General features: G+C 65.4%; 15 protein-coding genes. 9 read left to right on the plus strand and 6 right to left on the minus strand.

Going from position 1 to position 12,510, the window contains the following annotated elements; genetic code table 11:
• Positions 1 to 140 precede the first annotated feature (140 nt).
• Entirely contained in the window at positions 141 to 1,070 is a 930-nt protein-coding gene (locus tag ABFK29_RS13720; protein WP_005855794.1) for a hypothetical protein, read from the plus strand.
• A 4-nt stretch (positions 1,071 to 1,074) separates the two neighbouring features.
• Here the strand turns inward: ABFK29_RS13720 and ABFK29_RS13725 are convergent, their stop codons facing one another.
• Positions 1,075 to 1,350, minus strand: coding sequence for a hypothetical protein (locus tag ABFK29_RS13725; protein ID WP_040604160.1), 276 nt, complete (start codon positions 1,348 to 1,350; stop codon positions 1,075 to 1,077).
• Positions 1,351 to 1,434: 84 nt separating this feature from the next.
• On the opposite strand from ABFK29_RS13725, the gene pyrC reads away from it, so the two are divergent.
• Positions 1,435 to 2,469: a dihydroorotase gene (gene pyrC / locus ABFK29_RS13730; RefSeq protein ID WP_005855797.1), complete on the plus strand. Its 1,035-nt coding sequence runs from the start codon at positions 1,435 to 1,437 to the stop codon at positions 2,467 to 2,469.
• 112 nt (positions 2,470 to 2,581) lie between these two features.
• On the opposite strand, the gene ABFK29_RS13735 is transcribed toward pyrC, so the two are convergent.
• Complete coding sequence (locus tag ABFK29_RS13735; protein WP_269725258.1) at positions 2,582 to 2,716, minus strand: hypothetical protein; 135 nt, start codon at positions 2,714 to 2,716, stop codon at positions 2,582 to 2,584.
• Positions 2,717 to 3,255: 539 nt separating this feature from the next.
• Between ABFK29_RS13735 and ABFK29_RS13740 the strand changes: the two genes are divergently transcribed.
• A complete protein-coding gene (locus tag ABFK29_RS13740; protein ID WP_005855799.1) occupies positions 3,256 to 3,729 on the plus strand; it encodes a hypothetical protein in 474 nt (157 codons plus the stop codon).
• Here ABFK29_RS13740 and ABFK29_RS13745 read toward each other — a convergent pair.
• Both ABFK29_RS13745 and ABFK29_RS13750 read right to left on the minus strand, forming a co-directional pair.
• A complete protein-coding gene (locus ABFK29_RS13745; protein ID WP_005855800.1) occupies positions 3,708 to 4,238 on the minus strand; it encodes a DUF4166 domain-containing protein in 531 nt (176 codons plus the stop codon). The genes ABFK29_RS13740 and ABFK29_RS13745 overlap by 22 nt on opposite strands.
• A gap of 29 nt (positions 4,239 to 4,267) precedes the next feature.
• Positions 4,268 to 4,726 (minus strand): thiol-disulfide oxidoreductase DCC family protein, encoded by a 459-nt coding sequence (locus tag ABFK29_RS13750; protein WP_005855802.1) that lies wholly within the window; start codon positions 4,724 to 4,726, stop codon positions 4,268 to 4,270.
• 144 nt (positions 4,727 to 4,870) lie between these two features.
• Between ABFK29_RS13750 and ABFK29_RS13755 the strand changes: the two genes are divergently transcribed.
• On the plus strand, positions 4,871 to 5,542 hold the full coding sequence (locus ABFK29_RS13755; protein ID WP_005855804.1) for an orotate phosphoribosyltransferase: 672 nt from the start codon (positions 4,871 to 4,873) through the stop codon (positions 5,540 to 5,542).
• 261 nt (positions 5,543 to 5,803) lie between these two features.
• Positions 5,804 to 7,276 (plus strand): replicative DNA helicase, encoded by a 1,473-nt coding sequence (locus tag ABFK29_RS13760; protein WP_005855810.1) that lies wholly within the window; start codon positions 5,804 to 5,806, stop codon positions 7,274 to 7,276.
• Positions 7,277 to 7,299: 23 nt separating this feature from the next.
• Here the strand turns inward: ABFK29_RS13760 and ABFK29_RS13765 are convergent, their stop codons facing one another.
• The gene (locus ABFK29_RS13765; RefSeq protein ID WP_005855813.1) at positions 7,300 to 8,187 is read right to left on the minus strand and encodes a hypothetical protein; all 888 of its coding nucleotides are present in this window, start codon (positions 8,185 to 8,187) and stop codon (positions 7,300 to 7,302) included.
• Between the two features lie 145 nt (positions 8,188 to 8,332).
• The gene (locus ABFK29_RS13770; RefSeq protein WP_157136395.1) at positions 8,333 to 9,097 is read right to left on the minus strand and encodes an adenosylcobinamide-GDP ribazoletransferase; all 765 of its coding nucleotides are present in this window, start codon (positions 9,095 to 9,097) and stop codon (positions 8,333 to 8,335) included.
• 107 nt (positions 9,098 to 9,204) lie between these two features.
• Between ABFK29_RS13770 and alr the strand changes: the two genes are divergently transcribed.
• The 4 genes from alr to ABFK29_RS13790 all read left to right on the plus strand — a co-directional run bounded on the left by alr (position 9,205) and on the right by ABFK29_RS13790 (position 12,372).
• Positions 9,205 to 10,242 carry an alanine racemase gene (gene alr, locus ABFK29_RS13775; RefSeq protein ID WP_005855816.1) on the plus strand — a complete coding sequence of 346 codons (1,038 nt, stop codon included), beginning with the start codon at positions 9,205 to 9,207 and terminating at the stop codon, positions 10,240 to 10,242.
• The gene (locus ABFK29_RS13780; RefSeq protein WP_005855822.1) at positions 10,239 to 11,021 is read left to right on the plus strand and encodes an MlaE family ABC transporter permease; all 783 of its coding nucleotides are present in this window, start codon (positions 10,239 to 10,241) and stop codon (positions 11,019 to 11,021) included. Before alr ends, ABFK29_RS13780 begins: the two co-directional genes overlap by 4 nt.
• 121 nt (positions 11,022 to 11,142) lie before the next feature.
• Positions 11,143 to 11,889: an ABC transporter ATP-binding protein gene (locus ABFK29_RS13785; RefSeq protein WP_005855823.1), complete on the plus strand. Its 747-nt coding sequence runs from the start codon at positions 11,143 to 11,145 to the stop codon at positions 11,887 to 11,889.
• Between the two features lie 96 nt (positions 11,890 to 11,985).
• Positions 11,986 to 12,372, plus strand: a complete 387-nt coding sequence (locus ABFK29_RS13790) for a hypothetical protein (RefSeq protein ID WP_040604207.1) — start codon at positions 11,986 to 11,988, stop codon at positions 12,370 to 12,372.
• Positions 12,373 to 12,510: the final 138 nt, after the last annotated feature.

Here is a 12,510-nt window from a genome sequence, read left to right on the forward strand (position 1 = left end):
CCGGCGCCGGGCAACTGCCCTCTCCACCATCTCTGCCCCATTTTTCCTTAATTCAACACGACTGAGCCATAAATCTGCCCGACCTGGCGGCGATTGTTTCCGAACGGGCCGCCCTCAGACGCGGTCAAAGAGGACATGGCATGGCAGCAGACAACGGTTTCACTCCGGATTTCAGCGAGCTTGGCCGCGGTGAGTGGCTGACCGCCCTGAAAGGGCTTGGTGAGGAGCACGGCTTTGCCGAGCCTCTCGGCAAACGGCATGCCGGCATCTTCATCGAGGACGGCGACACCCTGCTGGTGTCGTTCGAGACCATGTCGGGCATAGAGGCCCTATCGGAGACCCGCACCCCCCTTGGCTTCGACATGGTGCGCGACCACGGCTGGTCCTCGCTCTCTGTCCTTTCGCACGGCGACACGTGGTTCCGCGACCCGCGGGTCTTCGGCTTCTTCGACCAGCTGCTGGACGATGGTTTCTTCGACGAATTCGAGCGGGTGGTCTTTTACGGCGCCGGCCCGTGCGGTTATGCTGCTGCCGCCTATTCGGTCGCGGCGCCTGGCGCACGAGCGCTGCTCCTGCAGCCGCAGGCGACGTTGGATCCCCGCGTGACGGAATGGGACGACCGGTTCACAGACATGCGCCGACAGGATTTCACTTCGCGCTACGGTTTTGCGCCTGACATGATCGACGCCGCGGAAAAGGCCTGGGTCCTCTACGATCCCTACGAACGCCTGGATGCGATGCACTCCGCCCTGTTCGAGCGCGGCAACGTCGACCGCTACCGGATGCCGTTCTTCGGTGGCGCGCTGCAGACGGACCTGCGCCTAATGGACATTCTGCCGAAACTGTTGATCGAGGTCGCCGACGGCACGCTCGACACTGCGCGGTTTGCAGAACACATGCGGGCCCGCCGCAACCATCCGCCTTACCTGCGCAAACTGCTTGCGCGGACCGACGCCAGCCAGCGCGACAGGCTGGGCCTCATGTTGTGCCGCCATGTGACAGCACGGATGAATGCCCCGCGATTCCGTCGCCGTCTCGCTCAGCTCGAGGCACAGAGGGCCGCTCGATGATCGGTCAGGACCCGCGCCTAAGGAAGGCTTCGCGCAGGTCTTCCTGGAAATAGCCGAGCGCGGCGAAAAGGCTGAACAGGAAGACCCGACCGCCCTCGCCCAGCAAAGACAGCAACACCGCCGCAGCCAGAAGACAAACAAGCAGGGCCGCCACGCCGCGATCCTGCTCTGCGATCATGTGCTCCGACCCAAGCCAGCGGTACAGCCGGTCTGTCACCTGGGGCTCCACGTGTTTCGCGCCCCATCCGGCAGCGGCGCCAAGGATCACCGTCAATAGCATCGTCACCCCTTTCTGCACTCACTATGCTCATAGCGCGTCAAGCCGCTCTGGTGAAGAACGGCGCCCCATGCTAGCGGATTTGCCATGACCCAGATCACCCTTCCCCGCCCGGATGACTGGCACCTGCACCTGCGCGACGGCGCAATGCTGCGTGCCGTGGCCCCCGAAACCGCGCGCCATTTCGGACGTGCGATCATCATGCCCAACCTCGTGCCGCCCGTCGTGACCGGCGATCAGGCCGCCGCCTATCGCGACCGCATCATGTCGGCGCTTCCGGAAGGCAGCGGCTTCACCCCGCTGATGACGCTCTACCTGACCGAAACGACCGACCCCGACGACCTTGCCAAGGCGCATGCGGATGGCATCATCCACGCCGTGAAGCTTTACCCGGCCGGGGCCACGACCAACTCCGCCTCGGGCGTGCGCGACTTCGACAAGGTGCGCCCCCTGCTGGAGCGTATGGCCGAGATCGGCTGCCCGCTGTGCGTCCATGGCGAGGTGGTGGATGCGGACGTCGACATCTTCGACCGCGAGGCCGTGTTCATCGACCGCGTGCTGGATCCGCTGCGCCGCGCCACGCCGGACCTGCGCGTCGTGATGGAACATATCACCACCGCTCAGGGTGCCGATTACGCGCGCGAAGGCGGCGATGCGCTGGGGGCGACGATCACCACCCATCACCTGGTCATCAACCGAAACGCAATCCTCGTGGGCGGGATCAAGCCGCACTACTATTGCCTGCCGGTCGCCAAGCGCGAAGAACACCGGCTCGCCCTGCGCAAGGCCGCAACCTCCGGCGATCCGAGCTTCTTCCTCGGGACCGATTCCGCGCCGCACCTCGATCCGCTGAAGGAAAACGCCTGCGGGTGCGCCGGCTGCTTCACAGCGACCAACACGCTGTCGATCCTGGCCGAGGTCTTCGAGCAGGACGGCGCACTGGACAAGCTGCAGGCATTTGCCTCATTGAACGGACCGCGTTTTTACGGCTTGCCGGTCAGCGAGCAGACCGTGACCCTGACCAAGGGCGATCCGGTCGAATATCCGAAGAAGATCGACACCGAAGACGGCCCGGTCACCGTGTTCGACCCGATGATGCCGCTGCACTGGCGCGTCGACTGACTGGCCAGTGCGGGTCCAGAACCTGCGCACCGCCTGCAAACAAGACAGGCGCTGCCTCCGGGCGGCGCTTTGTTGGCCGGGGCGCAATGCCCGGTTCTCCTTGACCGGTGTGTCAGGCCTTTAGGAGGCCCAGCCATGACCCGCCAGTCAGCGAGCACCAACCAAAGCCTTCGATGGATGGCTTGCCGGACCGGATCGGCGCGAACCCCGTCCACACCACAATCGCCGTCCCAGACTCGGTTGCCATTGAACTGACTCCCTTTGCCCCACCCGCGAAGACGGCCCCGCTGTACCGCATCTATCGCCCAGGACCGCTCGACCGAGCGCCTGATCGCGCCTTGCACGGTGGGTGACGGTCCCGACAGCACGATATGGCCCCTGTCGCCGTACGCCGTAAAGAACGGGACCGGGTTCGACGGTCCCTACGGCAAACCGCAGGAAAGAAAGATCCTGCACGAGATCGTGCATCACGCCCAAAACGAAACCGGGATGGCCATCAGTCAGGCCTGCGATGCTCAGGGAGCTCCCCGGGCCTACAGGCTGCGTGAGCACGACCTCAGACAATTTGGAGTGGCCGATCCCCTGCCCAACCGCAACGTCTGGGGTCCGAACGACGCCCACTGCAGAGAATTCGCTGGGGTTGTCGGAAAAAGCGGCAGCCGCGCGCATCATTATGGCCCGTGCGGAATTTGGACGGACGAAAGTATTGAAACGTAAACCTATACCCATTTAGGCTGGTCTGAATAACGGTCAATGCACCGAGGGACAGAAAGAAGGAGACCGCCCATGGACGCTCTCATCGACCTGCTTCTGGACTGGATCGGCGAGAACAGCGCCTATCAGACCAGTGACCTTGAGCCACCGGCGGTCGTGGAACTCAGTCCGAAGGAACTGACCCGCGAATTCTACTACGGGCGCGCGCACCTCATCCCCGAGGACGGCGTCGACGACCGCGTCAACGCCATCTACATCGCCAATGAAGGACCGGATGGCACGATCTTCATCCTCTCGCCCGAGCAGATCGACGGGGCCGAGAACTTCGCCGACCCGCGCGACAATCCGCTCTGGCGCGAAATCCTCCTGCATGAACTGGTCCATCACGCGCAGCATGACCACGGCGCGGAAACCTGGACCTGCATCTCGCTGTCGGAGTCCGAAGCTTACCAGATGGGCGGCACTTTCCTGAAGCAGTTGAACGTGCCGGATCCGATGAAGGACCGCACGGCCAGCGACAAGATCTACAAGTCCTGCGACGGCTGAACCTGCGCCGGGTCGTTTTGCGTCGGCAGCGTATCGAGTTGCCCGGTGTAGGACACGAGCCTCCCGAGCAGCGGCAGGGCGATGGCAACATCGAAACGGTAAAGTCCGCCGTCCTGCCATTCCCGCGCAACCACGCGGGGCCAAAGCGCTCGGGGTACAGGCATGCCCAGCATTGCCACGCGCTCCGTCACCAGTCTCAGGCCACCCGCCTCGGTCACAAGGCGCGTATCGACCCGCGCCAGCCCCAGGCGCTCGGCCAGCAATCCGTCGACGGTGGCGAACAGGCGAGAGACCATGCGGGTTTCCCCGATCTCACGTATCCACCGCGCGCCTTGCCCGTCGGGTTCGGTCACCAGCCGGAACGGCACGTTCCGGGCGGCAGGAGGCAGACCCATCACCCTGGCCAGCAACCGCATCCCGCGAGTGTCGGCCGGCGTCACGGTGATCCGTCCATCGAACGCTCCGAACCCCGCATGCAGGGCCTTGCAGGCGGGCGGCAACCCCGCCATGCGGTCCCCCAACAAGGCGGCATAAGGCGTCAAGAGATCAGCCGCCGCAGCAGCTCGGGATCGGGCAAGGCGCAGAGGTCGGTCTTGCCGAAGTGATACCGGTTGCGGGCAATCCGGGCATAGAGCCAGTCCTGCACACCCACCGGCAGAACCCCGAGCACCCGCAGCGGCACGAAACCGTGATGCAGCTTTGGGAACAGCGCCACGATGGCATCGAGCGACCCGCGCGCCCGGCCCTCGTGCAGCATCAGCCAACTGTCGGGATCGTCCGGCGAAAGCTGGTAGTGGCCGAGCAAACCGCGCCCCAAGGGCGACTGCGCCGTGCAAATGCGGACCATATCATCGCGGTCCAGCCGCGCGATCCGCCGCGCCGTGGCCGAGCAGAGCGCGCAGTCCCCGTCCATGACCACGAGGATGCAGTCATCGTCGAAGGACGGAACCTCCGGGTCGTCGCGGTAGGAATAGGGCGGACGCAGTGCGGGGCGCATGACGGTCTCCTTTGACGGCAGGATACACCGGGTTTGCCCATTGCACATGCGCAATATGGTCCACGCGGGTCCCGGCCCATGCGCACCTCTTCCCCCGCTGACGAAAACCCGCTAATCGACGCCTGACCCAAAGGAGTGCCACCCATGATCCCCTCGACCTACCCTTCCGCCGAAGAAATGGCCCGCCTGACCGCGCGCATGCTTTGGGAGATCGAGGCGGTGAGCTTCATGCAGGATGAACCGTTCAAGCTGGCGTCCGGGCAGCTCTCGCCGGTTTACATCGACTGCCGCAAGCTGATCTCCTTCCCGCGCATCCGCTCGACCCTGATGGACTTTCTCACGGTGACGGTGATGCGCAACGCAGGCTTCGAGGCGTTCGACAACATCGCCGGCGGCGAGACGGCGGGCATTCCCTTTGCCGCTCTGGTGGCCGAACGCATGGCCCTGCCGATGACTTACGTCCGCAAGAAACCGAAGGGCTACGGCCGCAACGCGCGGATCGAGGGCGCCATGACGGAGGGCCAGCGTGTACTGCTGGTCGAGGACCTGACCACCGACGGCGGATCGAAACTGTCCTTCGTCGATGCGATCCGCGAAACCGGCGCGACCTGCGCCCATACGGCGGTGATCTTCTACTACGGCATCTTCCCCGAAACGATCAAAACGCTGGGCGATCACGGCGTGTCGTTGCATCACCTGTGCACATGGTGGGAGGTTCTCGCCGAAGCGCCGGAGAAGCACGCGGGCGTCCTGTCGGAGGTCGAGTCGTTCCTGAAGGACCCCCACGCATGGCGCGCAGCCCGCGCCGGGACCTGAGGGGCACCAGCCCGTCCCGTCAATCGGTTGTTGTCAGGCAGTGTCGTGGCGTCAGTTTGATTTCACGATCTCTTGCGGTGTGTCTCCACTGACACGCCCATGAGTCGCCCACAGGCCCCTTTTGGCCTATCTTGCGGCATACGCCCGTTCTGTGACAAGATGATGTGGGGATAGCGGTCCACCGCTTATCCCCAGAGATTTACACTCTGCACCCCGGAAATCCGGTTTGCTACACGGTCAGCCTGAGCAGTGGGGATCAAAATGAACGAGATAACGACGATCAATCCGACCGGCGTTCACGTCGACGCCGCCGAGACCATGCCGCACTCCATCGAGGCCGAACAGCAGCTTCTGGGCGCGATCCTGACCGACAACGACATCTTCGACCGCGTTGCGTCGATCATCCGGGCCGAGCATTTCTACGACCCGGTGCACACCCGAATCTTCGAGATCGCCGCCGCGCGCGTCGCCAAGAACAACCTCGCCTCGCCGGTCACGCTCAAGGCCTTTATGGCAGACGACGAAGGCCTTCAGGAACTGGGCGGCGCGGCTTACCTTGCGCGTCTGGCGGCTTCTGCCGTTTCCACCTTCGCGGTGCGGGACTATGCGCAGATGATCTATGACCTGTCGGTGCGCCGCGATCTGATCCGCCTCGGGCGCGAGATCTCCGACAAGGCCGCCAAGGTCGATGTCGCCTCCGAACCGAAGGAGCAGATCGTCGAGGCCGAGCAGAAGCTCTACAAGATGGCCGAACAGGGCAACGCGGAGTCCGGGTTCCAGTCCTTCCTGCGCGCGGTGACGGAGGCGGTGAACGTCGCAAACGCCGCGTATCAGCGCGAAGGCGGTCTTGCCGGCATCTCCACCGGCCTCATTGACATGGACAAGAAGCTGGGCGGCCTGCACCCGTCCGACCTGTTGATCCTCGCCGGGCGTCCTTCGATGGGGAAGACCTCGCTGGCCACCAACATCGCCTTCAACATCGCCAAGGCGTATAAGAAGGGCCAGCGTCCCGACGGCACGGTCGGCGCGCTGGACGGTGGCGTGGTCGGTTTCTTCTCGCTCGAAATGAGCGCCGAGCAGCTCGCAGGCCGTATCCTCGCCGAGGCGTCCGAGATCTCCTCCCACAAGATCCGGCAGGGCGACATGGAGGAGCACGAGTTCCGCCGTTTCGTCGAGGCCGCCAAGGAACTGGAGGCCTGCCCGCTTTATATCGACGACACGCCCGCGCTGCCGATCAGCCAGGTCGCGGCCAGGTCCCGTCGTCTGAAGCGAACCCATGGGCTTGACCTCATCATCGTCGACTACCTTCAGCTTCTGCGCGGCACCGCCGAAAACCGGGTGCAGGAGATTGCCGAAATCTCCATGGGTCTCAAGGCGATAGCGAAGGAACTTAACATCCCGGTAATCGCCCTGTCACAGCTTTCGCGTCAGGTGGAAAGCCGCGAGGACAAGCGGCCCCAGTTGTCGGACCTTCGGGAATCGGGCTCCATCGAGCAGGACGCCGACGTCGTGATGTTCGTGTTCCGCGAAGAATACTATGTAGAACGCGAGAAGCCCTCTGATGACCGTCTGGACGAAATGGTCGCCTGGCAGGAGCGCATGTCCCGCCTGCATGGCAAGGCCGAGGTCATCATCGGCAAGCAGCGTCACGGCCCCATCGGCACGGTCGAACTGTCCTTCGAAAGCCAGTTCACCCGCTTCGGCAACCTCGTGAAGCCCTGGCAGGAAGGTTGATCCCCGGGCGCCGGGTACGTTCGTCAGCGACCGCCCTGCGCCAGATAGCTTGTCAGCAAGCGGCTGTTGTAGGACGCCCGCCCCGCCTTCATCGCGTCTATCTCACGCTGCGACTTGGCGGGCCGGTGTCCGATTGCCCGGTTTCTGGTCGGGGTGACAAGACGCGGATCTGGTGCAGGTGCGGCCCCAGCCGGTTCCCGCGAAGGGCGGCCTTCCGAGGGCGGTTCTGGCTGGGGCTCTGAGCCGGACTGCTCCGGCCCATCGTCCTCCCCCATGCCATAATACACCGCGAGCCCGGCACCTATGACGGCACCGGACGCGATCACGGCCACGCCGATCACCGCGGCCGCGGAGCCGAAGGTGACGGCGGCCACCGCCACCGCCGCGATTGCGATGATGCCGACGCCCAAAAGACCCCAGCCACGCGCATTGCTGCCCGGACCGCCGCCGCGTTCCTGTTGCAGCACCAGCCCGGCCCCACGCATGAAGGTCTCCGCTGCACCGCGCGCTGCCGCGCCACCCGCTTCGACGACCGCGCCGCCTCCGACCATCCACAGCATCTGGGCGGCGAGACCGCCTCCGGTCATAGCCCCTTGCGCCGCATCCGCCAGAACCCCGTCCTGATTGCCCGCGCCGATAACGATCAGCCCGTTCACAAGGTCCGCGACGAAGTCCGTGAGCATGTTCACCATCCCCGCCCCGAGATTGCCCATGGTCTTCAGCGCGCCGATCAACCCGGCCTCAAACGCCGACCAGCCGACAAGCGCGGCCCCCTGGATCGCCGCCATGACGGCCCCCGCCACCGGCACCCATCCGCCAAGAAGCACACCAAGCGGTTTGTAGGCGTCGACAGCCAGAAGATTGAACACCAGCGTTTCGACCTGCGGACGTGAAATTCCCGAGAAGTCCATCTCAAATGCCTCCGCTATCAAATGCGGAGAAGTTTACCTTGCCTTGCACGCGCGACAAAGCGCGCTTTGCCCGGTTGGCAGGATTGTCAGGCCCGCGCGCGCCGTCAGTCCGCCGGCCTGCCACCTCGGTCATCATGCCGCGGGGTCAGAGCACGACCGCCAGGCCCAGGTAGGTGCCAAGCTCCCCCAGCAGCGCCGCACCGCCGAGGATTTCCGCCGTGTATCCCCCCAATCGCCTGAGGGCGAAGATTCGGAATGCCTGGCCCAAAGCGATGGCACCGATACCGGCGGCGACACCGGCCCAGGCACCCGCCACGAACTCCAACGCCAGCACGGCCAGGATTGTGCCTGCCAGCGCGACGCGGTAGCCGTCGGGCGTCACGCCGGGCAACAGAACCTCCATGCCCCGTTTGCGCGCAGAGACGGTGCTTGCCGCCGTGTGGACCGCAGCCATGCGGCCCAGCCCCATCCCCGCGATCAGAGCCACCGCCGCCACGCCCGGTGGGAAGGACACAAGCAGCACAACCTTGAGAGCCAGCGTCAGGCCAACCGCAAGTCCGCCGCGTGGCCCCGCGCCCCGCGCCATGCGCGCCAGCACCGCTTCGCGGCCCGTCTCTCGGGCCAGGGCATCGACCGCGACGGAAAGTCCCAGCTCGTCGCGCACACCGCTGACCAGCATGATCGCGACAATCGCAACCAGCACGGCCGCTGCCGCCGGAAGAACCAAGCCCGCCAGCCACAGAACCGCAGCCCCCAGGCACCCGACCAAGGCGCCGATCACCGGCTGATACTTGACCGAGCGCACCAGAAGATCCTCGGACACGTCGTCGCGCGCCGGCGGCACGATCCGTGTCACCTCTCCCAGCGCCAGCCTGAAAAGTTCGGCCTCCAGCCGCAGCGTGTCCTTCATGCGCCCTGCCTTGCCCCCTTTTCGTGCAAGCATATCCTTGCCCGCCGCAGGCATGAAGCCGCATTTCCCCCTTGACCCCAACATCCAACCTGCCAAAGACAGGCAACATGGCCATGGCGAGACTGACAATCGACCTGGGCGCGCTCCGCGCCAACTGGACTGCCCTCGCCGCCCTGTCGGAGGGCGAGACGGGCGCCGTCGTCAAGGCGGACGCCTATGGCCTCGGCGCCGAGAAATGCGCACCAGTTCTGGCTGCCGCCGGTGCACGGACCTTTTTCGTCGCCATCGCCGAGGAGGGCTTGCGTCTGCGCCGCATCCTCGGTCCCGGCCCCGAAATCTGCGTGTTCTCGGGCCATATGCCCGGCGACCGTGATGCGATACGCGATGCAGACCTCGTGCCGATGATCAACTCCATCGACCAGATGTTGATGCACGTGGAGGGTCTGCCCGGCCATCCCTTCGGCATACAGCTCGACAGCGGCATGAACCGGCTGGGCATGGAACCGGCAGAGTGGTCCGCTCTGCGCGACATCGCCCTCGCCCAGAACCCCCGGCTGGTGATGAGCCACCTCGCCTGCGCGGACGAACCCGATCACGCGATGAACGCCCGGCAACTGGCGGCCTTCCGCGACATGACGGATGGCATCGACGCGCCGCGCTCCCTTGGTGCGACGGGCGGCACCCTGCTGGGGCCGGAATATCATTTCGACATGACGCGCCCCGGTGTCGGCCTCTACGGCGGCCTGCCCTTCGTGGACGCGCAACCGGTCGTCAGCCTCGACATCCCGGTGATCCAGACACGCGACGTGCTGCCCGGTGAAACCGTGGGCTACGGCAACACCTGGACCGCCTCTGCTCCGTCGCGCGTGGCGACAATCGCCGGCGGATATGCCGACGGCATCCACCGCGCCATGGGATCCGCCGCCTACGTCTGGGCCGGAGAGACCCGCTGCAAGATCCTCGGCCGCATCTCCATGGACCTGATCGCCGTCGACGTGACCGGCCTGCCCGAGTTGCCGGACCATGTCGAGCTCATCGGCCTGCATCAGGGTGTGGACACCCTCGCGGACTGGGCGGGAACGATCGGCTACGAGGTGCTCACCTCCCTCGGTGCGCGTTACGACCGCAGCTACACGGGCGCATGACGCTTCTCGCGCCCTTCGGCTGGCTGGGCCGCGCCCTGCTCCATTGGCTCGCCGCCATCGGTCGGGTCACGCGCTTCGGCCTCACAGCGCTCAGCCACACCCTCCGCCCGCCCTTCTACGCGGGCGAATTCGGTGCCGCGATGATGAACGTGGGCTGGCTGTCTCTGCCGGTGGTGGGCCTGACCGCCTTCTTCACCGGCGCCGCACTGGCCCTGCAGATCTACTCCGGTGGCGCCCGGTTCAACGCCGAAGCGGTGGTGCCGCAGATCGTGGCCATCGGCATGGTGCGCGAGCTGGGACCCGTGCTGGTCGGCCTGATGATCGCCGCCCGCGTGACGTCATCCATAGCCGCCGAGATCGCCACCATGAAGGTAACCGAACAGATCGATGCGCTCACCACGCTGTCCACCAACCCGATGAAGTACCTCGTCGCGCCGCGCCTGCTGGCCGCGCTGCTTGTGGTGCCCGCGCTCGTCGGAATCGGCGACGTGATCGGAGTCTTCGGTGGCTACGCGGTGGCCACCGGCTCGCTGGGGTTCAACCCTGCCGCCTACCTGAAGAACACCGTCGATTTCCTCGAACCGCTCGACGTGATCTCCAGCCTCGTGAAAGGCTGCGCCTTCGGCGGCATTGCCGCGCTGATGGGGTGCTACTTCGGCATGATGTCAGGGCGCGGCGCGCAGGGTGTGGGCCGCGCGACCAAGGGCAGCGTCGAGGCCGCAGCTGTCCTGATCCTCGCCGCCAACTTCCTGCTGACCGGGGCCTTCTTCTCGCTATGACCGGCTTGCACCCATCCCCCCAAGCGCCCCGCCCGGACATACCGGGCACATCCCTGCGTTTCTCCGCTTTGCAAATACTCGGTCCAACGCGGGCCGATTTCGCGACGCAGGAGGGAATGCGATGATCGCCCTGCATGGCGTCACCAAGGCCTTCGGCCAGAACCGCGTCCTGCAGGGCGTCGACCTCGAGATCGCGCAGGGCACCTCCATGGTGATCATCGGCGGTTCAGGCACCGGAAAGTCGGTGCTGCTGAAATGTATCCTCGGCCTCGTGACACCTGACGCAGGCACGATCACGCTCGACGGTCAGGACGTCACGACGCAGGACAAGGACGCCTTTCTTGCCCGCTTCGGCATGCTCTTCCAGGGCGGCGCCCTGTTCGACTCACTGACGGTCTGGCAGAACGTCGCCTTCCGCCTGCTGCGCGGCAGCCTCGCCCGCCCGAAGGCAGAGGCCCGCGAAATCGCGATAGAAAAACTGCGGCGCGTCGGTCTGACGACCGACGTGGCCGACCGCTACCCGGCAGAGTTGTCTGGCGGCATGCAAAAACGGGTGGGCCTCGCCCGCGCCATCGCCGCCGAGCCCGAGATCATCTTCTTCGACGAACCGACCACCGGGCTCGATCCGATCATGGCCGGGGTCATCAACGACCTTGTCCGCGAGATCGTGACCGAGATGGGCGCCACCGCCATGACCATCACCCACGATATGACTTCTGTCCGGGCCATCGCGGACAACGTCGCGATGCTGCACGGCGGCACCATCCGCTGGACCGGACCGGTGAACGAGCTTGACCGCTCCGGCGACGCCCACGTCGACCAGTTCATCCACGGCCGCGCGACGGGACCCATAGCATCCGTGCGCTAAAACCGCCGGGACCCGGCTGAAACGACCGCGCGAATTGATTTTTCCCCATCCATGATGTCAATGCGGGCCGACCGCCACCGCAGCCCCGGAGAACAGATGAACAACCTTCTTCAGCCCGACCCGGTTCTGCTCGGGTTCCTGTTCTTCAAGAAGTTCGTCTATCTCGAGGTTCTTGCCCTCCTGGCCCTGATCCGCGTGACCGCCGGGCGTGGCCTCGCCCGCTGGCCCGCCCTGATGACGTTGGTGCTCTGCCTCGGCGGAATTGCCACGACCTTCGCCCCTGCCCTCGGCCTGAACGAAGGACCGCTCTACGTGACCGCGGCGCAATTGATGGCTGGCGGCGGCGGTTTGGGGCCTCTGCTCGTTCCATCCGCGATCTTCCTGATCTGCTCCGTCACGCCCCGAGCGCGCTGGCGGATCATCGACCTGCTGCACCTCGTGATGCTGTCCGGCCTGCTGATCGTCTGGTGGTGGGTTTCCTGACCAAGGGCAGGCGGCGCGAAGCCCCGCCCTACGATCCGAAGCGTCACGTGAACCTCGCTTGCACCGTCCTTTAGCCGCTCGCTTGGCTGGCACTTTATCGCGCGCGGGCCTCCTGCCGATCTTCGACAAGTCCGACAT

Origin of the sequence: Sagittula stellata E-37 (assembly GCF_039724765.1) — a bacterium.
Lineage (GTDB): Bacteria > Pseudomonadota > Alphaproteobacteria > Rhodobacterales > Rhodobacteraceae > Sagittula > Sagittula stellata.